The organism is Bradyrhizobium sp. NBAIM01, from assembly GCF_020194115.1.
GTDB classification, from domain to species: Bacteria; Pseudomonadota; Alphaproteobacteria; order Rhizobiales; family Xanthobacteraceae; genus Bradyrhizobium; species Bradyrhizobium yuanmingense.
This window is the reverse complement of the sequence record NZ_JADYVU010000006.1, coordinates 363,277-383,659: the sequence shown is the minus strand read 5'-3', so window position 1 is coordinate 383,659 and position 20,383 is coordinate 363,277. Positions and strand designations below refer to the sequence as shown.

General features: G+C 60.0%; 19 protein-coding genes and 1 tRNA gene. 14 read left to right on the top strand and 6 right to left on the bottom strand.

The window, feature by feature from the left end; all coding sequences use genetic code 11:
- Window positions 1-109 precede the first annotated feature (109 nt).
- The 3 genes from I6F31_RS22165 to I6F31_RS22155 all read left to right on the top strand — a co-directional run bounded on the left by I6F31_RS22165 (window position 110) and on the right by I6F31_RS22155 (window position 2,336).
- Window positions 110-1,489: a hypothetical protein gene (locus I6F31_RS22165; RefSeq protein ID WP_225186099.1), complete on the top strand. Its 1,380-nt coding sequence runs from the start codon at window positions 110-112 to the stop codon at window positions 1,487-1,489.
- Between the two features lie 133 nt (window positions 1,490-1,622).
- Window positions 1,623-2,063, top strand: a complete 441-nt coding sequence (locus I6F31_RS22160; protein ID WP_036012541.1) for an MgtC/SapB family protein — start codon at window positions 1,623-1,625, stop codon at window positions 2,061-2,063.
- Window positions 2,064-2,180: 117 nt separating this feature from the next.
- Window positions 2,181-2,336: a hypothetical protein gene (locus I6F31_RS22155; protein WP_162131179.1), complete on the top strand. Its 156-nt coding sequence runs from the start codon at window positions 2,181-2,183 to the stop codon at window positions 2,334-2,336.
- 35 nt (window positions 2,337-2,371) lie between these two features.
- Here I6F31_RS22155 and I6F31_RS22150 read toward each other — a convergent pair whose 3' ends face one another.
- Complete coding sequence (locus I6F31_RS22150) at window positions 2,372-2,518, bottom strand: hypothetical protein (RefSeq protein WP_156447140.1); 147 nt, start codon at window positions 2,516-2,518, stop codon at window positions 2,372-2,374.
- A 141-nt stretch (window positions 2,519-2,659) separates the two neighbouring features.
- Between I6F31_RS22150 and I6F31_RS22145 the strand changes: the two genes are divergently transcribed.
- Window positions 2,660-3,040 carry a hypothetical protein gene (locus tag I6F31_RS22145; protein ID WP_225186098.1) on the top strand — a complete coding sequence of 127 codons (381 nt, stop codon included), beginning with the start codon at window positions 2,660-2,662 and terminating at the stop codon, window positions 3,038-3,040.
- Here the strand turns inward: I6F31_RS22145 and I6F31_RS22140 are convergent.
- A complete protein-coding gene (locus tag I6F31_RS22140) occupies window positions 3,000-4,559 on the bottom strand; it encodes a beta-(1-6) glucans synthase (RefSeq protein ID WP_225139965.1) in 1,560 nt (519 codons plus the stop codon). The two genes, I6F31_RS22145 and I6F31_RS22140, sit on opposite strands and share 41 nt — an antisense overlap.
- A 327-nt stretch (window positions 4,560-4,886) precedes the next feature.
- On the opposite strand from I6F31_RS22140, the gene I6F31_RS22135 reads away from it, so the two are divergent.
- The 8 genes from I6F31_RS22135 (at window position 4,887) to I6F31_RS22100 (ending at window position 15,075) form a co-directional block, all read left to right on the top strand.
- Entirely contained in the window at window positions 4,887-5,474 is a 588-nt protein-coding gene (locus tag I6F31_RS22135; RefSeq protein ID WP_036012549.1) for a hypothetical protein, read from the top strand.
- Between the two features lie 231 nt (window positions 5,475-5,705).
- Window positions 5,706-8,369, top strand: a complete 2,664-nt coding sequence (locus I6F31_RS22130) for a glycosyltransferase (protein WP_225133659.1) — start codon at window positions 5,706-5,708, stop codon at window positions 8,367-8,369.
- A gap of 315 nt (window positions 8,370-8,684) precedes the next feature.
- A tRNA-Lys gene (locus I6F31_RS22125) sits at window positions 8,685-8,760 on the top strand.
- A gap of 76 nt (window positions 8,761-8,836) precedes the next feature.
- Entirely contained in the window at window positions 8,837-9,073 is a 237-nt protein-coding gene (locus tag I6F31_RS22120; protein WP_225186097.1) for a hypothetical protein, read from the top strand.
- Window positions 9,074-9,205: 132 nt separating this feature from the next.
- Window positions 9,206-9,940 (top strand): DUF2924 domain-containing protein, encoded by a 735-nt coding sequence (locus I6F31_RS36730; RefSeq protein ID WP_225186096.1) that lies wholly within the window; start codon window positions 9,206-9,208, stop codon window positions 9,938-9,940.
- Between the two features lie 41 nt (window positions 9,941-9,981).
- Window positions 9,982-12,324, top strand: a complete 2,343-nt coding sequence (locus I6F31_RS22110; protein WP_225186095.1) for a DEAD/DEAH box helicase family protein — start codon at window positions 9,982-9,984, stop codon at window positions 12,322-12,324.
- A complete protein-coding gene (locus tag I6F31_RS22105; RefSeq protein WP_225186094.1) occupies window positions 12,314-13,864 on the top strand; it encodes a class I SAM-dependent DNA methyltransferase in 1,551 nt (516 codons plus the stop codon). Before I6F31_RS22110 ends, I6F31_RS22105 begins: the two co-directional genes overlap by 11 nt.
- Window positions 13,864-15,075, top strand: coding sequence for a restriction endonuclease subunit S (locus I6F31_RS22100; protein WP_225186093.1), 1,212 nt, complete (start codon window positions 13,864-13,866; stop codon window positions 15,073-15,075). Before I6F31_RS22105 ends, I6F31_RS22100 begins: the two co-directional genes overlap by 1 nt.
- 250 nt (window positions 15,076-15,325) lie before the next feature.
- Here I6F31_RS22100 and I6F31_RS22095 read toward each other — a convergent pair whose 3' ends face one another.
- Window positions 15,326-15,559, bottom strand: a complete 234-nt coding sequence (locus tag I6F31_RS22095) for a hypothetical protein (protein WP_225186092.1) — start codon at window positions 15,557-15,559, stop codon at window positions 15,326-15,328.
- Window positions 15,560-16,349: 790 nt separating this feature from the next.
- Between I6F31_RS22095 and I6F31_RS22090 the strand changes: the two genes are divergently transcribed.
- Window positions 16,350-16,901 (top strand): recombinase family protein, encoded by a 552-nt coding sequence (locus I6F31_RS22090; protein WP_225186091.1) that lies wholly within the window; start codon window positions 16,350-16,352, stop codon window positions 16,899-16,901.
- Between the two features lies 1 nt (window position 16,902).
- Window positions 16,903-17,640 (top strand): hypothetical protein, encoded by a 738-nt coding sequence (locus tag I6F31_RS22085; RefSeq protein ID WP_225186090.1) that lies wholly within the window; start codon window positions 16,903-16,905, stop codon window positions 17,638-17,640.
- On the opposite strand, the gene I6F31_RS22080 is transcribed toward I6F31_RS22085, so the two are convergent.
- The 3 genes from I6F31_RS22080 to I6F31_RS22070 all read right to left on the bottom strand — a co-directional run bounded on the left by I6F31_RS22080 (window position 17,637) and on the right by I6F31_RS22070 (window position 20,145).
- Entirely contained in the window at window positions 17,637-17,936 is a 300-nt protein-coding gene (locus I6F31_RS22080) for a hypothetical protein (RefSeq protein ID WP_225186089.1), read from the bottom strand. The two genes, I6F31_RS22085 and I6F31_RS22080, sit on opposite strands and share 4 nt — an antisense overlap.
- A 135-nt stretch (window positions 17,937-18,071) precedes the next feature.
- Complete coding sequence (locus I6F31_RS22075) at window positions 18,072-19,745, bottom strand: virulence-associated E family protein (protein ID WP_225186088.1); 1,674 nt, start codon at window positions 19,743-19,745, stop codon at window positions 18,072-18,074.
- Window positions 19,738-20,145 carry a hypothetical protein gene (locus I6F31_RS22070; protein WP_225186087.1) on the bottom strand — a complete coding sequence of 136 codons (408 nt, stop codon included), beginning with the start codon at window positions 20,143-20,145 and terminating at the stop codon, window positions 19,738-19,740. Before I6F31_RS22070 ends, I6F31_RS22075 begins: the two co-directional genes overlap by 8 nt.
- Window positions 20,146-20,383 lie beyond the last annotated feature (238 nt).

Below are 20,383 nucleotides of genomic sequence, written 5' to 3'. Positions count from 1 at the left end.
TCGCCTTGCTACCCCCGCAAACGCCCGGAATTCAAGTGCGGCGCGCTTTTCCTGTTAATGTTCCCTGATTGATTCGGGGAAGCCGGACGGGGCTGGGCGCTTAACATTCATGGCAAGGGATTCCGACCCACTGGCGGACGCTTTCTCCACCAAGGAGACCGGCGGGCTGTTCTCCGGACTTTTGGCCGAGGAAAGCGCCTTCGACCGGCGCATGATGTGGCGGCTGGGCTCGTGGGGCGTGGCGGCCGTCGGCGCCGTCGTCATTGCCCTGATGGCCAACCAGGCCCAGCTCGGCTGGCGGCGCGACCAGGTTGCGTCCGCCGATCTCGTGCGCCAGGCCGACCGGCTGCAGCTGCTGACCAAGGAGAGCCAGAACGAAGCGCGCCGGCTCGCCGCCGCGATCGAGACGCTGAACAGCGACCGCGACCGGCTGTATTCGCGCGTCACCGTGCTGGAGCAAGGGCTCGATTCCGTCACCGGCGCCATTGCCAAGCAAGCGGCCGCGCCGCCGCCGGGCGCGAAGCCGCAGGACGCAGCACCCGCGGCTCCCAATGTCGCGCCGGTCGCTTCGACGCCGACGGCGACGAGCGAGAAGCCGCGCAGCGAAGCCGCCAAGGATGCTCAGAAGGATTCGCCAAAGGATGCTCAGAAGGAAACGTTGAAGGAGCCGCCGAGCCCGCCGCCGCAGACCGCGGCCGCCGCCTCGCTCGTGCAACAGAATCCGGCCATGACTTCGGCGCTGCCGACCATTCCGCTGGTGCCCGCCAAGTCGCTCATGGCGCCACCTGATCCGGCCGCGTCGAAACTGATTCAACCTGAGACAGCCGAGCAGAAGGCCGAGCCGGCGCCCGCCGCAGCCGAAATCGTGGCGGCAGCAACCAAGCCGCCAGAGCCAGCCGAGAGCGAATCCCTTGCCATCGCCGTTCAGCAGACGCGCTTTGCGATCGATCTCGGCGGCGCCAACTCGATCGACGGCCTGCGCGCGCTCTGGCGCGGCGTGACCAAGTCCAACCCGGAGATCGCAGCGCTGCGGCCGATCATCATGATCAAGGAAGGCAACACCGGCCTCGGCATGCAGCTCCGCCTGGGCGCCGGCCCCCTGGTCAATGCCGCCGCCGCCGCAAAATTCTGCGCGGGTCTCGCCGAGAGCAATCGTCACTGCGAGACCACCGTGTTCGATGGCCAGCGCCTGTCGATGCGTGGCGGTCCGGACAAGGTACAAGACAAGACGCAAGAGAAGACTCAGGACAGAGTCCCGGACAAGGGTTCGGAGACGAGCCAGGACGCTGGCCCTCCAGCCGAAACGGCGCCTGTGTCGAGCGCGAAGCCTGAAAAGCCGCAACGCCGCCGCAGCTACTCCTCAAAACGCACCAAGCGCGACGAGCCCGCCCCCGCTCCCGCCGCGCAGCCGGCGCCAGCACCGGCGAAACCGGAGGCGGCAGCGTCGTCCGCGGGATCGACGCTGTCGTCGTTCTTCAGGCGACAATGACGCCTCGGTCCCGGCGCGCACGCAGCCAGCATGCGACCAACGGACGCTTGGACCTCGGCCGCGCTTGGCAGCAAGTTCGCAGGTCCATGTCCGACGTGCGCGAAGCGTCGCCCCTCCAGAAACGCGGGTCTTGATGAACGAACTGGATGATGTGCTGAGGCTACTCGTCGCGGCGGCTACGGGCCTCGTGATCGGCATCGACCGCGACATGAACGACAAGCCGGTGGGCATGCGCACCCTGGCGCTGGTGGCCTTGGGCTCTGCGCTGATCTCGATTTCCGTGATCGAGTTTCAGAATTTGCGCGACCACCCGGATGCAGTCTCGAGGGTGGTCCAAGGCATTGTTACCGGCGTGCTGAGCGGCGTCGGCTTCATCGGTGCGGGCGTCATCCTGCACGACGTCAAGGCCAAGACGGTTCATGGCCTCACTACGGCGGCGACTGTCTGGATCGCTGCCGGTCTTGGCATCGCCTGCGCGCTGGGCGCCTGGCTGCTGGTGGGCGCCGCCATCGCAGTCACGTTATTCGTGCTGTTCGCGCTCAGCTGGCTCGAACGTCGCCTGGGGTTGAAGTAAGTCTGGTAGTCGCACATGGCCGGTGAGCGGCTTCATGCCTCCGCCCAAGTACCAAATGATACGAACGAGACCAACCTGACACGGCACACTCCGTACCGGACTTGATTCGGAGCGGAGATGACGGACGCGAACTTTCTGCGGGAGCAACTCGCGTTGATCCGCGAACTGGCCGAGCGGGCCGATCCCCACATCAGGAAGCGACTGCTCGCCTTGGCTGAAAAATACGAGCGCCGGCTGGCGGAGCAGAGCCGGAACACGCAAGGTCGCAATTGATCGCCTGCTGATCGCCCCTTGGCGCAGGCGATGACCTATTCCATGCGCGCCTTCTCCTTCAGATCGCGGATGCGCATCTCCGCCTCGTCCTTGGACTGGACGATGTCCGACCAATCCTCGACCCGCGCCTCCTTGCTCAGCCTCTTGAGCTCGCTCAGCTGCTCCTGCGTCGGCTTGTCCATGCCTCACTCCTAGGCGGTGTTGGCAACACAATGTTGAGAACCAGCGGGAGGCTCGCGTGTTCCTGGAGAGTGCCCGGGCGGATCAACAGAAACCTCGGCTGCCCTGTTGCCTGGCCGCGCCTTCCCGACCATATTGCCGCCATGACAAAGAAGCCCTTCCGCCTCACGCCCTACCAGGTGCAGTTCCTGCTCGTGGTCGGATTCGTCACCGTCGGCTGCGCGCTCTACGTGCGCTATCTCGCGATCGAGTTTTCGCAGGTCGCGCTCGCCTGCGACGCCGGGCTTCAGACCCTGGTCTGCAAGTCGCGCTCGGTCTCGACCGTGCTGTTCAAGAATTCGGTGTTCGGCATCGTGGCGCTGGTGGTTGCGATGCTGAACCTGATGCGGCCGTCGATCGTGCTGCTGACCGTCGGCCTCATCGCCGCCGGCCTCGGCATCGTGCTCTACAATGTCGTGCTGTCGGGCCTTGCGATCGGCCTGCTTATTCTTGGCTTTGCTCGGCCCGCGCCCGCCACAGCGTGAGCGCGAACAACAGATAGATCGCGCAGGTCCATAGCGACTGCCAATTGTCGCGACCTTCGTTGAACAGCACGTACACGGCGGACAGCGCCAGCACCCCCGCGAACACCGCTTCGGCGATCGGACGCTGGCCGATCTGCGGCCGGTTCAGCATCAGAAGCGCAAACGGCACCACAGCCATCGTCAGCGCGGCGTAAGGAAAATCCTTGTAACGCGGATCGAACACGAAGCCGAGCGCGGTCGCGGAAGCGATCACCGCGGTCACCGCCAGCGTCAGGCCGAGCACCGCCGTGAGCTTCGACCATTTCCGGCCCTCGCGCGGGCCGAGCAGGTCGAGGAAGGTCGGCAGGCTGCGGCCGATCACCATCGCCTGCGCGCAGAAGATCGGCGACAGGATGCCGGCCAGCAGCAACGCGCCCCAGAGCAGCCAGCCGCCGATCCCGTAGCTCTCGTAGTACATCTTGTCGGCGCCGATCCCGAGCAGGATTCCGGCGGTCGTCGCCGAGATGCCGACGCCGAGCCAGGCCGGGAAACGCGGTGTCCACGGCCGGCGGCGCAGCGTGATCAGCGCGACAGCGAACACCAGCACGGAAAGCCCCATGCCGGCGCCCATGTACCATTTCCAGTACGGGAAATTGCTGATCGGCTGTCCCGGCGGATATTTCAGGCTCCTGCGCACCGAGTCGTAGAGGCCCCAATAGCCGCCGACGGTGCCTTCCAGCCTGCGCTTCCAGGGCTGGTCGTAGGACTCGATGAGATTGACGCGGAACTTCTGCGCCTTCGCAAGGCCGAGGATTTCCGAGACGACGCGCGCCTGATTGGTGCGCGAGGGCAGTGCGCCGTCGCGCATGCGGCCCGCGCTCGGCCAGCCGGTTTCGCCGATCAGGATCTCCTTGCCGGGAAACGCCACCGCCATGCGCTCGCGGATCTGTTCGACATGGGCGGCAGCGAACTTCGCCCTGATCGGGAAATCCTCCCAATAGGGCAGGATATGAATCGTGACGAAGTCGACGGCGTCATACACCTCGCGGTTCTTCAGCCAATATTCCCACACATCGGCATAGGTGACGGGCACGCCGACCTGGGTCTTCACCAGGCGGATGAGAGCGACGAGGTCCGCCGTCGTCATCTCACCGCGCAGCAGCACCTCGTTGCCGACGATGACGGAGGTGATGACGTCAGGGAATTGCTTGATGAGGCGAATGGCGAGCCCGGCCTGCTCGTAGTTCTTGGTGCGGTTGCTCGAGAGCCAGATGCCCTGCAGCACCTTCATCCCGCCGACCTTGGCGGCGATCGCCGGCACCTGGTCGAGCCCGTTCTCCAGCGAATAGGTGCGGACGCAGTCGGTGATCTCCTTGAGCTGGCGCAGGTCCTGTTCGATCTGGTCGGCATCGATATGGGTCCATGCGTCCAGCGGCGACTGCTCGCCGCGGAACGGCGCGTAGGAGACGCATTGAACCTTGTCGGCGGGATCGATCGGGGCGCGCGCGAGCGTGATCGGCGTGGCAAGCCACCACCACACGGCAGCGATCGCACCCAGTGAGACGAGCAGAAGCGCCAGTGGCGTACGAAGAGAAATCGGTTCCGTCCTCCGCGAAGGGCCGTCGATTACCTTCTCGCACGCCGTCTGCCAAGGGGGCACGTCCGGTGGATCCCTTGCGCCCCCAAGGAATTTACCTGCGCCGGTTCACCGGGATCTAGGATCGTGACTTTGCTGGACAAAATTCGAAATACAGGTCATGGACTCCGAAAGACTTTTCCGCCGCATTGGAGACCCATTTGGACGCCATCAGCTAGCGCGTCCGCGGGGCTCCTGACGCGGACGGCCAGCGGATACATTGGGGAATTCATGCGGCAACGGGTGTTCGAGTCACGAAATGCGGTCCTGCGGCAGTTCGCCGCCACCTTGGCCGTCTCCTGCCTGCTCGTTCTGACCGGTGCTGGCGGCGCTTCCGCCCAGAGCGGTCCGCCGGGCCCCGAACAGGGCAAAGCGGCAGCCCAGCCCGCCGACGCCGCCAAGGACGCCGCCCAGAATCAGCGCCGCACCGACGAGTTCGCGGAAGCCGCCCAGGTCATCAACGGCCCGGCCGGCAATCCCGAATGCGTCTGGCTCGGCCGGCGCGTGGTGCGGCTGATGTGGCGGGACGACCTCGATACCGCATTCCGTCATCTCGACCTCTACGACCGTTTCGGCTGCCCCGGCGGCCACATCCAGGCCGCGTTCCGCTGCCTGACCCGTTTCGGCGGCCAGATCGACCCCAAGGTGGCCGAAACTCTGGATAGCCGCGTGCACGCGTGCTGGATCAACCCGGCCGCCCAGCCGCAGCAGGCGGCGGCCGCGGCCGCCCAGCCGGCAGCGCCGGCCGCCAATGCGCAGCCGCAGCCGGCCGCGAGCCCCTCGCCTGCGGCAAGCCCGTCCCCCACGCCGGCGAAATAGCCCAAGCCAAAATAGCTCCGGTCGTTTCAGCTGCCGTTCAGGAACGACCGGCCATAGAGACGGTTGGCACTGCCGCGCGTCGTTCGAAAAGGCCATGCCCTCATAAGGACATGAGGCCATGACAGTTGTGAAACCGCGCGGCAGAGATATGCTCCCTTTGCCGCGGACTTGGTCGGATCTCGGGGTCGGATCCGCTTCCCTGCCACCTCAGCCCCTATTGGTTTAGCCGCGATGCGCGTTGTCGCCGCCGTTCTGTTGCTCGTGTCTGCGCTCCACGCAGGCAGTTGGGGAGTCCTGCGCGACAGGGAACCTGCGCCGGACTTCAAGGGCCTGGTGCCGAGCCTGTCCTATACGCCGTTCGAACCGGGCCATGTCGTCGACCTCAAGGTCGACCCCGACAAGATTCGCGCGGACTTGAAGAAGCTCTCGACCCTCACGCGAGCTATCCGGTCCTACACCGCGACGGAAGGCAGCGAGCTGGTGCCGCCGATCGCGGCCGAGTTCGGCCTCAAGGTCACGGTCGGCGCGTGGATCGACAAGGACGAGGATCGCAACGAGCGGGAGATCAAGGCCGCCATCGAGCTCGCCCGCAAGAACAGCAACGTGATCGGCATCGTGGTCGGCAACGAGGTGATCTACCGCGGCGAGATGAAGGTCGAGGACCTCATCAGCAAGATCAAGAAGGTCAAGAGCGCGGTCCGTGTTCCCGTGACGACGGGCGAGATCTGGAACATCTGGCGCGATTTTCCGGACCTCGCCTCCAGCGTCGACTTCATCGCCGCGCACGTGCTGCCCTATTGGGAAAACTTCCGTTCGGATCAGGCCGTCGACCAGGCCGTGGACCGCTACGACCTCCTGCGCAATCAGTTCCCGGGCAAGCGCATCGTGATCGCCGAGTTCGGCTGGCCGAGCGCAGGCTATAATTTGCGCAACGCAGATCCAGGTCCGTTCCAGCAGGCGCTGACCTTGCGCAACTTCGTCACCCGCGCCGAAGCGCTCGGCATGGACTACAACATCGTCGAAGCCCTCGATCGGCCCTGGAAATTCTTCGAAGGCGGCGTCGGTCCGTATTGGGGCGTCCTCAATGCCAGCGGCGAGCCGAAATTCGCCTGGACCGGCCCGGTCGAGAACCCCGACTATTGGAAGCTGATGGGCATCGCGCTGCTGGTCGGCGTGCTGCTGTCGTTGCCGATCCTGCGGATCGAGAAAGCGACCGCGAGGCAAGCCTTCCTGCTGTCGGCGACCGCCAACGGCGTCGGCGCCTGGGCCGCGACCGTGTTCGCCTATTGGAACGGCCACTACTTCCTGTTCGGCTCGGCTTTCGCGCTGACGCTCGGCATGATCCTCCTTGTTCCGCTGGTCCTCATCGCGATGGCGCGCATCGACGAGATCGCCGCGGTTGCCTTCGGCCGGCCGCCGCAGCGCCTGATCGCCAAGAACAAGCCGGTCGAGAACGTGCCCGAGGATTACTGCCCCAAGGTCTCGATCCATATCCCCGCTTATTTCGAGCCCGTCGAGATGCTGAAGCAGACGCTGGATGCGCTGTCGCGGCTGAACTACCCGAACTACGAATGCGTGGTCATCATCAACAACACGCCGGATCCCGCCTTCTGGCAGCCGATCCAGGACCATTGCCGCGCGCTCGGTGAACGCTTCAAGTTCATCAACGCCGAGAAGGTGCAGGGCTTCAAGGCCGGCGCGCTCCGGATCGCGATGGACCGCACCGCGGCGGATGCCGAGATCATCGGCATTCTCGATGCCGACTATGTCGTCGAGCCCGATTGGCTGAAGGACCTCGTGCCTGCTTTTGCCGACCCGCGCGTCGGCCTCGTGCAGGCGCCGCAGGAGCACCGCGACGGCGATCTGTCGATCATGCACTACATCATGAACGGCGAATATGCCGGCTTCTTCGACATCGGCATGGTCCAGCGCAACGAGGCCAACGCCATCATCGTGCACGGCACGATGTGCCTGATCCGCCGCGCCGCGATGGACATGGCCGGTGGTTGGTCGAGCGACACGATCTGCGAGGACTCAGATCTCGGCCTTGCCATCCAAGAGCTCGGCTGGACCACCCACTACACCAACACCCGCTACGGCGCAGGCCTACTGCCGGACACCTATGAAGCCTTCAAGAAGCAGCGGCACCGCTGGGCCTATGGCGGCCTGCAGATCGTCAAGAAGCATTGGCGCCGCTTCCTGCCCGGCGCGAGCCGGCTGACGCCCGACCAGAAGCGCGAATATGGCCTCGGCTGGCTGAACTGGCTGGGCGCCGAAAGCCTCGGCGTGGTCGTGGCGCTGCTCAACCTCATCTGGGTGCCGATCGTCGCCTTCGCCGACATCGCCATTCCCGACAAGATCCTGACGCTGCCGATTATCGGCGCGTTCATCGTCTCGCTGGTGCACTTCCTGTCGATGTACCGCGCCCGCGTCGCCATCAAGCCCGGCCAGATGCTGGGCGCCATGATCGCGGCGATGAGCGTGCAATGGACGGTGTCGCGCGCGGTGGCGCAGGGCCTGATCACCGAGCACATCGCCTTCGCCCGCACCTCCAAAGGCGGCCTGTCCCGCATGTCGATCGAGTTCCAGGCGTTCTGGGAAGCCGTGATCGGCACCCTGCTCCTGGTCGGCGCCGGCGTGCTGATCGCCACCAACAGCTACAAGCAGATCACGGAGATCTACATCTTCGCCGGCGTCTTGGTGCTGCAGAGCCTGCCGTTCCTCGCCGCGGTCGCCATCGCCACCCTCGAGCTCAGCCGCATCAACTCGTTCCAGTTCTGGCGCGACAGCGCGATCCGCACCGCCGAGCTGATCGGCCTGCGCCCGGTCGCGCTGCCCCACCCGACCGGCACGCCGCAGCCGGTGCCGAGCGAGGTCCGGCGGGAGACGAACTGATCCTGCTCCACGCCGGTCTTCGGCCTCGTGCCTGGAATCACGCGGTCTCCGGCGTGGATGACCGGCCGCCAATCGAGGTGAGAATTTTGGCCTAAGCGACGGATAGCCCAGGCAAATCCCCGCTCCTGCCGCGATCTTCGGCAACCACCCGCACTATTGACCTCCGCAGCCACTCCCCCTACACAGCGCGGGCCGAAGGCATGATCCGGAAACAGCCGGTTTTCCCCGCGACGCGATCTCTAGGCGAAGCGGCAAGACATGCCTCTCGAATGTCCGAACACGATGGCGATCTCTTCGAGCCATCAGCGGCCATGGGAGCGCGTAGCTCAGCCGGTAGAGCACGTGACTTTTAATCACGGGGTCCTGGGTTCGAGCCCCAGCGCGCTCACCAATAAATTCAGAGACTTAGTCCAACGATTGTCTAAAACCATTTCGCTGATAGGTACGGCCTAGGTACGGAGACCGGAATGCTTGGGGAAGCTCAGTCGGCCCTTCCAGAGACTAAGTACATTGCTTCGCTTGTTGACATCGAAGACCCTGACCTCACCTACTCCAGTGAGACCATCAACGCGACGAGCGATGTGGAGGCCAAAGCCAAAGCCCGCGCATGGGCGATGGCGGAGAGCCAAAAGACCGGCAAGGTTCGGCTTATCGTTACGGGTGGCAGCATTCACGGCGGCCATAGCGAGTTGATCGAGCCGTAACAGCAGACAAGCCTTCCGCGATCTCCTGTCGGGTTCTGAGCAACCCAGCAGTTCGCGTCCTTCGTACGATGCCAGCCAGCGGCTACCTACGGTTACAATGCCTCCTGGGGAAACTGATTCGGGGGCAAGATCGTGCAGACGAAAGCCAAACGGCCGCGCCGCCTTAAGCGCGAGGCACTGGTCTTTGCGCACCTTGAGCGGGTTTCAAAGGACCTCTTGATTGATCACCCTGACATTGTACGGGAGCTGATCGGCCGGAACGCGGGGGTCTACGCCCTCTATCGTAAGAACAAGCTCTATTACGTCGGACTCGCGAGCGCGTTGCGCAATAGGCTCACGGCTCACGGGAAGAACCGGCACGGAAATTCATGGGACCATTTTTCAGTTTATCTGACCATTCGTGATCAGCACCTAAGGGAAATTGAGGCTCTACTATTGCGGATCACGCGCCCGCCAGGAGCCAGGCAGACCGGCAAGCTCGCACAATCGCGAGATATGAAGCGGCAAATAATGCGCGCTATCCGCACCAAACAAGCAAAGCACCTCTCCTCGCTATTTGATTGGCGCCAAGCTTCTGAAGAACCGGAGAAGCCGAAGAAGGTCCGCGGCGAATCGCAACTAGCTCGTCTTCTTCCTTCTGGAGCGAAGCTGACGGCCGCCTACAAAGGCAAAGTATACAGGGCCCGCGCACGCAGGGATGGAACTGTTCGATACCGAGGCGCGAACTATGAATCCTTAAGCCATGCCGGGAAGGCCGTCGTGGGACGTGCCGTGAACGGCTGGTGGTTCTGGAAAATTGAGCGTGGCAAGGGTAATTGGGTTCGTTTAACGACGGTTCGGCGTGCAGGCACCCCTATCTACAGCTGAGTCATTGCGAATAAGGCGCAACCTTATCGGGCGACCATTTTATGAGCGAAGCAGATACTTGCAGAAAGTTTGTCGTGCCTGCTCTTCAGCGGGCCGGCTGGGATGATGCGCCACATTCTATTGCTGAACAGCGGACGATCACCGACGGACGCATCGTACCCGTTGGATCAAGTTTCGTTCGGAAAGCCCCCAAACGAGTCGATTATCTACTCCGATACACAAGAGATTTCCCGCTTGCTGTTGTCGAGGCGAAGGCAAGCTACAAATCAGCAAGCGATGGAGTACAGCAAGCAAAGACTTACGCGGCGATTTTGGGCCTTCAGTTTGCATACGCGACAAACGGGCACGAGATCATCGAGATAGACTTCACAACGGGGGGCGAGCATGCAGTTGAGGCGTTTCCAACACCAAAGGAGCTTTGGCTTCGATATTGCACGCGACTAGCACCAAGCGGGTCAACGGAACTTGACCGGCTCCTCACGCCGTCAAACTACGCGGTGAAACAGGGCGAGCGCTATTATCAGCAGATCGCAATCAACCGGGCGGTCGAGCGCATCCTACTGGGAACTCGGCGAACGCTGATCACGATGGCTACTGGCACCGGAAAGACAGCAGTTGCTTTTCAAATTTGCTGGAAGCTTTGGACTGCTCGGTGGAATCGCAGTGCCGAATATCGCCGTCCAAGGATACTATATCTGGCCGATAGAAACATCCTGATTGACCAACCAAAGGACGGAATCTTTAGCGCCTTTGGCGACGCTCGACATAAGATTGACGCTAGCGATCTTGTCTTGAGTCGTGAACTCTATTTCGGCACGTATCAAATTCTCGCAGAGGACGAACGAAGGCCAGGTCTCTTTCGCTCCTATCCACGCGACTTTTTCGACCTCATTATCATTGATGAGTGCCATCGCGGAAGTGCCCGAGATGACAGCAATTGGCGCGCCATTCTTGAATACTTTGAGCCAGCCTATCACCTCGGAATGACCGCGACGCCGCTACGCGAAGAGACTCGCGACACTTACCGATACTTCGGCGACCCAATCTTTGAATATAGTCTCAGGCAGGGAATCGAGGACGGTTTCCTAGCTCCTTATCGAGTGCATCGCGTTGTGACAGAATGGGACGCAGTTGGTTGGAGGCCAACCAAAGGAGACATCGATCGATATGGTCGCCCCATACCGGATGACGAATACGGGACGAGGGACTTTGAAAAGGTCGTGGCGTTGCGCGCGCGGACGGAGGCGATCGCAAGCCACCTAACTAACTTCTTAAAATCCAGCGATCGCCTAGCTAAGACCATTATATTCTGCGTTGATCAAGAGCACGCGAGTGAAATGCGTCGAGCTCTATCAAACAAAAACGTGGACCTTTTTGCTCAATATCCAGATTACGTTTGCCGTGTAACAGCTGACGAGGGTGATATAGGCCGCGGTCACCTTAGTCGCTTCCAGGATGTAGATAGCGCCATACCAGCAATTCTAACGACATCACAATTGTTGACCACTGGCGTAGATGCTCCAACATGCAAAAACGTTGTTATTGCCCGCGTAGTTGGCACTATGAGTGAATTCAAACAAATCATTGGACGCGGGACGCGCGTTCGCGACGACTATGGGAAGCTGTGGTTCAACATCATCGATTACACCGGGTCCGCTACGCAACTGTTTGCAGATCCCGCATTCGATGGCGAGCCAGCAGAGCTGACACAAGAGGAAATTCTTCCGAGCGGAGATGTTGCGGTCTTCAAAACCTCGCCTGCGCTTGAGGAAGAGCTAAGTCCCACGATCTCGGAGCCACCTTCTGATGAACGCAAAAAGTACTATTTCGACGGCGGCCGCATCGAAATAGCCGCGCACGTGGTGTATGAACTTGATCAGGATGGAAAGCAGCTTCGTGTGATTCAGTACACGAAATATGCTGCCGAAGCGATAAAGACTATCTGTCCAACGTTACTCGATCTGCGACATCAATGGACAGATTCTATGCGGCAATCGGAAATATTGAAGACTCTCGCCGAACGGGGAATTAGCTTCGCCGAACTGGCAGCCGCAACGCAGCAACCTGATGCTGATCCCTTCGATCTGCTGTGCCATCTGGCTTTCAATGCACCTTTAAAGACGCGTCGAGAGCGTGCCCAGCGACTAAGGACCGACAATCCGTCCTTCTTCGAAAGGTACTCGCCTGCGGCACGTGAAATATTGGAGCTGCTACTAGAAAAGTATGCTGAACACGGCGATACACAGTTCATCTTACCGGACGCTCTGCACGTACCACCTATCTCCAGCTTCGGACAGGTGAACGAAATTACCAAATTGTTCGGCGGTCCTGCTCAGTTACGAGCCGCCGTCCAAGACCTACAGAAAGAACTCTATGCCGCCTAAGTCAGCCGATACAAAGACCGAAATTGCAACAACCCGCCAAATGCTCGGCTCGCTACTCAAGAGCGCGCGAGACATAATGCGCAAAGACAAGGGCCTCAACGGCGACCTTGATCGCTTGCCTTTGCTCACTTGGATCATGTTTCTGAAGTTCTTGGACGATCTCGAACTTCAACGGGAGGAAGAAGCCGTTCTTGGTGGACAACACTTTCGGCCTGTTGTCGAGCCTCCCTATCGTTGGCGCGATTGGGCTTCAAGCCCCCAGGGTATGACTGGCGACGAATTGTTGGGTTTCATCAACTACGAGCAAGCCACACGCCCGGACGGAAGTTCCGGTCCGGGTCTATTCGCGTATCTTCGTCAGTTGACCAGCGCAAACGGTGACGATCGTCGCGATGTGATTGCTACGGTGTTTCGTGGCGTCGATAATCGTATGAAGAGCGGTTACTTATTGCGAGACGTGGTCAACAAAATAAACGACTTCCATTTCACGTCCAGCGAAGAGCTGCACACGCTCGGTGCGCTTTACGAAACGATGCTGAAAGAAATGCGGGACGCCGCTGGCGATTCAGGTGAGTTCTATACGCCACGTCCGGTTATTCGCTTCATGGTCGAAGTAACTAACCCTAAGCTGGGTGAAACGATACTCGATCCCGCGGCCGGGACTGGGGGCTTCCTAGTGGAAGCATTCAACCACTTGGCCAAGCAAGTCAAAACGGTGAATCACCGCAAGGTTCTACAGGATAAATCGCTCAGCGGATGCGAAGCAAAACCTCTTCCGTATCTTCTGTGCCAAATGAACTTGCTTCTGCATGGGCTGAATGCTCCTCGTGTAGACCCGGGAAACGCTCTAAGGTTCAAACTCTCGGAAATCGGCGACAAGGACCGAGTTGATCTAGTTCTGACGAATCCCCCCTTTGGTGGCGAGGAAGAGCGAGGAGTCCTAGGGAATTTTCCGCAAGATATGCAGACCGCAGAGACCGCCCTGCTCTTCTTGCAATTGATTATGCGCAAGCTGAAGAGGCGTACGCCCACTCATCCGCTTGGCGGACGAGCAGCCCTCGTTGTGCCCGATGGAACGCTTTTCAACAAAAGTACCGCAGCGCGAATAAAGGAGCATCTCGTCAAGAATTTCAATTTGCACACCGTCGTGCGCTTGCCGTTCGGTGTATTCGAGCCATACACCCCAATTCGGAGCAATATACTGTTTTTCGACTCCTCTGGAGCGACTGAGGTCACCTGGTACTACGAAATCTTTATGCCCGAGGGCCGAAAGAAGTACTCGAAGACAAAGCCGATGCGCTTCGAAGAGTTCGAGGACTGCATCAAATGGTGGCATCATCGCGAGGCAAACGAAAATGCGTGGTCGGTCTCGATAGGAGAGATTGCGGAAAGTGGGTTTAATCTCGATTTTGCAAATCCAAACCGTCCTGACGCAGAGTTGCCAGACGATCCGCACGAGCTCATTTCGATGCTTGCAAGTAACAACGAACGGATTGCCACCTCTCTGCAAGCCCTAAAAACTCTTGCAGGGAAACTCTAATGCCGAGGTTGAGAAGATTTGGAGACATCCTTCAAGAAGCGAACCGGCTTATTTCAGTCGAGGACGACGTCGAGTACCGATGCGGCGGCGTACGATGGCATGGGCACGGAGTCTTCATCCGCGAGTACAAGTATGGCGCCGACATTCTAAAAAAGTTCGTTCAACACACCTTAAACGCTGGCGACATCGTCTATTGCACTCTATTTGCCAAATCTGGCGCCTTCGCTGTTGCGGATGACGATGTAGCAGGCGCAATTCTCTCCGAGAAGTTTCCCACCTTCGAACTAGTCGATTCAGAGGTCAATCCCAAATACTTGAAATGGTTCTTTCGCTCGGGCCAATTGAATCGGATTGCAGAGGAGCAGGCTACCGGCATGGCCGCTTTCAGCCTTTCGCACCTGAGCAAGTCAAAGTTTCTCAAGCTCCTTGTGCCCGTTCCAGACGCCGCGCGTCAGCAAGAAGTTATTTCGCTGTGTGAAAAGATTGATGAACAAGCTCGCGCTGCCTCCACGCGTCTGCAGCAAAATGTGGACGTTGCCGATCACTTACTGACTGCATCCTGTTCAAAGGCTTTTGCAGATTGTCCAATTGTTAAACTGGGCTCGATTGGCCAATATGTGCAAAGACCAGCAATAATTGTGCCTGATGACAGGTATATGCAAGTAACCGTCGCGATGAACCACAAAGGTCTTCGCCTTCGACGCATCTGTGACGGAATGGAAATCAAGAGTCCTGGGCAGTGTTTTGTTCAAGAAGGTGATCTTCTTTTTTCGCGAATTGATTTGCGAAACGGCGCGATTGGATTTGTCAATGGCAACTTGGCCGGCGCAGTCGTGACGCGGGATTTCCCAGTCTTCGGGCTAAATCAACCCAGCGATCTTGCTCGTCGCTTTTTGAGATACGTTTTTCTATCCCCCGCATTTATGAAGCAGGTGCAGAACGCAAGTAAGGGGACAACTAATCGGCAGAAGTTGAAGCGCGAGAGATTTCTCGAAATTGAGGTACCCTGGCCTTCGGAGGCGGAGCAGGAAAGGATCGTATCTCATCTCAACGACGTTGCAGAGCATGTAAGATCGCTGACGCTCCTCTATGCTGAGCAGCAAGTGCTCTCTAAGAAGTTTGCTTCAGCAGCCATTTCGAGCTTGTTTTCAACCGACTCCGGCTTTGGGCCTCGGCACGAGCTCGCATCAGAGTTAGAACCGGCTTTGTAATGCAAGTAGGGATCTCAGTATGCTGGTCCTGCTCCTCTGGCCTTGAAATTTGGATGCCATCTGGCCGCCAGTGCGGAGCCTGAAAGCGAGACGGAGGCCGTCTTCTGAGGCGGCCTTTTCTACGCGAACCTATTCTCGATCCAAAAGGCCTAGGCTGCCTCGTGGCCGAGTTCCACACTGTTTCGCGTCGCGTCCGACGGCGTAGCCCAATCCGTACGGACGAATTTTGGCCCGCCCCCGCCCTGGTCGGCTAATCCAGTGTAGCAGCCCGAATATCGTGGAGCACTGCCAACGTCATATCGTTCATGCCGCCGGTTCGGCTCTTCACCATTTCCATGTAGACCCCGAGCGCATCGGGAAACTGTCCCGGAAGGAGTGCATCGCTCTCCTCAAGGCAGTTTATAAGCACTTGGAATGCCGCGACCATTGCGGCGCCGTACGCAGCGATAACCTCGCCCTCAGGCGTGAGTTTGCGCTCGGGCATCAACCTCTCCCAACTCCACAAAGCACATTTCGGTCTTTACCTATAATCGCTAAACCGCGGACAAGACGAGAGCCCAAACCTCTTTCTGATCAAAGGCCGTCTAATCTATGCGCTAGGTAGTCACGATCGGTCTTCTCTATTTACAAGGCCATTCTTCGCGGAAAGCCGACAGAAGTAGATATAGACTGTCTCCGTCCGGCCCGTCCGAAGTTAACAGTTCAGGATGGGCTTTAGCGTATAGGTTCATGGCTCTCATGCCAGAAACGGGAGCCGCTTGGCCGGGACAAAATCTCAATTCCTCGACAAGATGTGGACCGAGCGCCATCATTGTTCGAACCACTCCGAGACATTCACCGAAACCGGAAATATTCGCAGAGCGCTTCACCCAATCCTCGGATGACGGCACCTTGCAGCCTTCGACGAACTTCTTTGAGCTGTTTTCAGCGTATGCGACGGTTTCGCTGATTAGTATGATGCAGAGCAATAGGATGGCGCGCATCAGTATTATCTCGTCATTGATGTGTTCTTAGTCCGCTAATCGTATGCCTGGATCATCCCCGAAACTCGCAAATTTTGCATGCCTGGTCGAGGGCCTATCTGGCTCGATTGCGAGACCCAATTTTTGGCCCACCCCCCGGGCGCCGTCACGTTGCAGATAGGAAGCCTAAGCGGACGCGCCTCAGCGGCGCTGCCACTGCACGAAAGTTAGGACTTACGCACGATCTCGTTGAGGTTGATTCGTCAATGCGTTACACTGTGCGAAAGTCTTGCACGAAAGTGGAGCGCGGGGATGACGGTCTACGGGTATGCGAGGGTGAGCACTGAGGGGCAGACGCTGGCGCTGCAGGAGGCCCAGTTGGCGGAGGCTGGCGCGGTCAAGGTGTTCTCCGAGAAGATCAGCGGGGCAAGCGCGGGGAATAGGAAGGCGCTGGCCCGGGCGGTAGCCGCGCTGAGGGACGGTGACGTGCTGGTGGTGACCCGGCTTGATCGGCTAGCGCGGTCGACGCGGGACCTGCTCAATGTGCTGGATGCGATCGGCAAGGCTGGGGCTGGGTTCAAGAGCTTAGCCGATACCTGGGCGGATACGACCACACCACATGGGCGGCTGATGCTCACGGTCCTCGGCGGGCTGGCCGAATTCGAGCGCGAGTTGATAAAGGCTCGGACGGGCGAAGGGCGCGAGAGAGCGAAGGCGCGCGGTGTGCACATGGGGAGACCGGCCGCTCTTAACCGGGATCAGCAGCGGGAAGCGTTGGCTCGCAAGGAGGCTGGGGAGCCGTTGACGGATATTGCTCGGACATTCGGGGTGAGCCATACGACGATAAGCAGGCTGCGTGCTTGATATGGACGCCGTTATTCGCGCTTCCGACAAGCGGGTGGCCCTTTCAGCGTTGGCCAAGAAGAGGCAGGCCGAGACTTTCGAGGGCTATTCGCGCCGCTATTTGAATTTCTCCGACATTCTTGACGGATATTACGAATGCGACCACGTCGTCCCATGGACGATTTCAGCGTGCGATGTGGATGCGGAGCTGATGCTTATTAGCCAAGATTGGGCGTCGGAGGAGTTCCTGCTCAAAACGGGCAAAGACGAGAAGCAAAAGGCATTTGGGCAAGTTGCAGATTTGGCGACCAACGTGCAGACAAGGACTATGCTGGAAAAGCACATGAAGCTCTCATTTCGCGAGACCTATGCGACTGATGCTTTTGCTTTCATCAAGTCCGGATCAATGAACGCTCGCATAGTCTTCCGCGATCTCGTGAAAAGCGCTTCGGATTACGCGCTGCCGCAAATTCGTATTGTCAGACCGAAGATGGTTCTGTGCCTTGGCTCGGCCCCCTTCAATGCGATCCGGAAAGCCTCGGGGCAGGCAGGCGGCTGGTTTAATCTAGAAAGGTCCTATCAAGTCGAGAGGCCTCTGCATACGACGGTGGATGGCATACCGGTCTTTGCGGTCGCACACCCAGGAGGCACTGGGACGCGGTCAATTGGCGGATGGCAAAAGGCTGAGCCGCGATGGGAAGCGCTGGGCAACTACTTTCAATCCCTGCGCGCGCAGCCGACCTCCCCGCGAAGCGCTTAGTCCACTTTGATCGTCGGCAATTGATTTCGAAACTCGATAACCCTTGCCGCACGTTCGCGGGCGGCTTCGAGCTTGGCTCCAAACCCTTCGCCATTCACTACGGCTGTCACTGCAAGCTTCGGATGCTCGAATGGCAGCGCAGCTACTGCAGCTCGCATCCGCCGATGCATCGGTTGATACGGGTCGCGATAGACAGCCTGGAGGAAGTCCAGCGAGCTACCGCTTGCCGGCATGCTGATCTCGTCTTCCCTTTCTACGATCTCTGCGACCGCAGGCAGATTAAACAGGCCAGACATTTCTGAAATCCCTGCTCCTATCCTGATAGGTGTTACAGGTGTTACAGGTGTTACAGGTATAGAGAGGGCCCAAAGAGGTTATAGAAAAGTCTCGACCCTTACCTGTAACACCCTGTACCGCCCGTAACCACGTGTTCACTCGCTATCTTCGATGAGCTTCATGAAGCCGCGTTTTTGTCCTGCGGTGCCGAAGCGAAGCGGGTTCTCGCACCATGTCCAACCAAGCGAGCGCATGACATTCGCGAGCCGCTTGGTCTGCCAGTTCGCTTGTCGCGCCTTCGGGATGCTGAGCACCTCGGTGAGCAAATAGTCCGATGCCACACGCCAGTGTGGGCCCTGGGCATCTTCCCCACGGGCGAATAGCTTGGTAGTCAGCATCCTGCCTCCCAGCGCTGCGGCCTCCAACTGCGCAAGCTTATCACCGATGATATCGGCCCAGGGATCATGCTCCATGCGCACCGCTGTCTCTTCGGCCGCCACATTCCACAACGCCGCTGGTATCACCAGCGGCTCACCTGTGACCTCGGCTGCTGCCGCCTCAGCCCACAACTGATCGCGATCGAACTGGAGCCCTTCAAGATCGATCTCTGCGACCCTCACAGGCCAGAAGCGGCGATTGCCGGTCCCGTCCTTCAGGTATTGATCATTATTGGTGGTCGCGACGAACACGCAGCGCCGCCGCTGATCGGTGCGGCCATGGCCGTAGGCCGCGCGTGCAGCGTCGACCGTCTTTGACAGAAAGGCTTTCAGCCCTTCCACGTCGATGTGCCGTCCGGCCAACTCGGCGATTTCATAAATCCATATGCCGCCGATCGCCTCTTGCTGCTCTTTGTCCCGCAACCTCAGCACTTGAGCATCAGAGAAGTTTTCACCGCCCGCGAGTATCCGCAGCGCGGTTGATTTCCCAGCGCCCTGGGGGCCTTCCATCACCATCAGGTAATCGAACTTGCAGCCCGGCTCTCTCGCACGGCGAACCGCAGCAACAAGCACCTTGCGGCCCACCGCGCGGACATACTCGGTGTCCTCAGCGCCGCAATACGTCACCAGCCACCGATCAAGGCGCGCCCGCCCGTCCCATTGCAGCCCATCGAGATAATCCCGCACGGGGTCAAACGCGCGCTCCATGCACTTGATCTGTAGCGCTTCCATCACCAGGCCCTTGGCAATGTCGAGCTTAAATACCTTGGAGATTTCATTGCGCACCATCAGCGCCATGTTGTCCAAGCTCTCGGACACAGAGCCGCCCTTCATGCACGGATGACCGTGCACCATGTATTTCTTATGGAAGTCATCGAACTGGCAGCGGATACCGAGCTTGGCGATTGCCACCTTGGCGTTTTGCAGGGTCCGACCGCCCGCGCGCCAATCGATCTCCGCCGCTGCATCCGGATCAACCCACACCGTGGACGGAGGCGAAGCGGACGCTGGCGCGGGCACAGGCGGAGGAGCGATGATTGATGGGGCTCCTTCCTCTTCGGTCTCAACTTCAGCTTCAATCTCCTCCGCCTCCGGTTCGCCATAGGCCCGCTCTTCCTCGGTAAGCCCAGCCCCCGCGCTGTTGAGGTCTGGCGCCTTGAGACGGTGGGCAGTCACCAGCGCCACAAGATCCAAGGTTGGCGAGGCGGCTAGCGTCGCCGAAAGGGCCTTCGTGTCGTCCACGCCGAGTTCATACTCGTCTATGATCTCGGCTTGGCTGGCATGGCCGCTGCGCACGAGGTCGCTTGCGGCGGACATCCACTCGTCCCAATCTTCGATCTCCGCAAGTTCCGCGCGCCAGTCCCGCGCTACAGTGGATGCCAATTCAGTCATCCCAGCCTCCGTAGAGGCCGAGATTGCAGGGGTCCAATTGGCGCCGTCGCTGCCGTTCCATGGCGCGGTCGGCCTCATCGGCCAAGCGGCGCGCCGTGTAAGCAGCCATATCGATCCGCACCTCGCCCGCTCGCATTGGTGGCAAGGGCGGCTCGATCGGCATTGGGCCTGCCCTGCGAACACGTACCGTTTCCCCTGCGCCGCGCTGTGCGTTGGGATCAGCGCGGCTCACCTGCACATCTGCATCGCGGATCACCACGTCGTCACTGACGACAACCTTGGGCCGCCGCGCCTCAACCTCGGCCTTCTCCGCTGCGATCCGCTCTGCGAGGCGGGCCGCCTTCTCTTCTGGCGACCGCCTTCGCGGTGCCGGTCGCCTTGCTTGTGGGGCCGCGCTCATCGCTTCGCCTCCGGCACTAGCGGGATGCGGTTTGCCGCCTGCGTAGCCCGCGCCCGTCGCTCCCGGGCCTCAAGCTCCGCTGCACTTGGCGGTGCGAACCGATCAATGATCCGATCGGCCACAGCCAGCCCGGGCGGCTGCCAATTGCGGAGGTCCTGGCCCGTCGGCCCGCGCGAAGCCCCCACATCCTGCACCGGGCCCGAAAGCCGATTTGGATTAGGCCGGCGCCCATCCGCCA

Coding starts and splice junctions, on each gene's coding strand:
- I6F31_RS22080 (WP_225186089.1), bottom strand. CDS start 17,936: ATGTCTGGCCTGTTTAATCTGCCTGCGGTCGCAGAGATCGTAGAAAGG.
- I6F31_RS22145 (WP_225186098.1), top strand. CDS start 2,660: ATGACAAAGAAGCCCTTCCGCCTCACGCCCTACCAGGTGCAGTTCCTG.
- I6F31_RS22155 (WP_162131179.1), top strand. CDS start 2,181: ATGACGGACGCGAACTTTCTGCGGGAGCAACTCGCGTTGATCCGCGAA.
- I6F31_RS22120 (WP_225186097.1), top strand. CDS start 8,837: ATGCTTGGGGAAGCTCAGTCGGCCCTTCCAGAGACTAAGTACATTGCT.
- I6F31_RS22110 (WP_225186095.1), top strand. CDS start 9,982: ATGAGCGAAGCAGATACTTGCAGAAAGTTTGTCGTGCCTGCTCTTCAG.
- I6F31_RS22150 (WP_156447140.1), bottom strand. CDS start 2,518: ATGGACAAGCCGACGCAGGAGCAGCTGAGCGAGCTCAAGAGGCTGAGC.
- I6F31_RS22130 (WP_225133659.1), top strand. CDS start 5,706: ATGCGCGTTGTCGCCGCCGTTCTGTTGCTCGTGTCTGCGCTCCACGCA.
- I6F31_RS22165 (WP_225186099.1), top strand. CDS start 110: ATGGCAAGGGATTCCGACCCACTGGCGGACGCTTTCTCCACCAAGGAG.
- I6F31_RS22100 (WP_225186093.1), top strand. CDS start 13,864: ATGCCGAGGTTGAGAAGATTTGGAGACATCCTTCAAGAAGCGAACCGG.
- I6F31_RS22090 (WP_225186091.1), top strand. CDS start 16,350: ATGACGGTCTACGGGTATGCGAGGGTGAGCACTGAGGGGCAGACGCTG.
- I6F31_RS22160 (WP_036012541.1), top strand. CDS start 1,623: ATGAACGAACTGGATGATGTGCTGAGGCTACTCGTCGCGGCGGCTACG.
- I6F31_RS22135 (WP_036012549.1), top strand. CDS start 4,887: ATGCGGCAACGGGTGTTCGAGTCACGAAATGCGGTCCTGCGGCAGTTC.
- I6F31_RS22075 (WP_225186088.1), bottom strand. CDS start 19,745: ATGACTGAATTGGCATCCACTGTAGCGCGGGACTGGCGCGCGGAACTT.
- I6F31_RS22070 (WP_225186087.1), bottom strand. CDS start 20,145: ATGAGCGCGGCCCCACAAGCAAGGCGACCGGCACCGCGAAGGCGGTCG.
- I6F31_RS22095 (WP_225186092.1), bottom strand. CDS start 15,559: ATGCCCGAGCGCAAACTCACGCCTGAGGGCGAGGTTATCGCTGCGTAC.
- I6F31_RS22105 (WP_225186094.1), top strand. CDS start 12,314: ATGCCGCCTAAGTCAGCCGATACAAAGACCGAAATTGCAACAACCCGC.
- I6F31_RS22085 (WP_225186090.1), top strand. CDS start 16,903: ATGGACGCCGTTATTCGCGCTTCCGACAAGCGGGTGGCCCTTTCAGCG.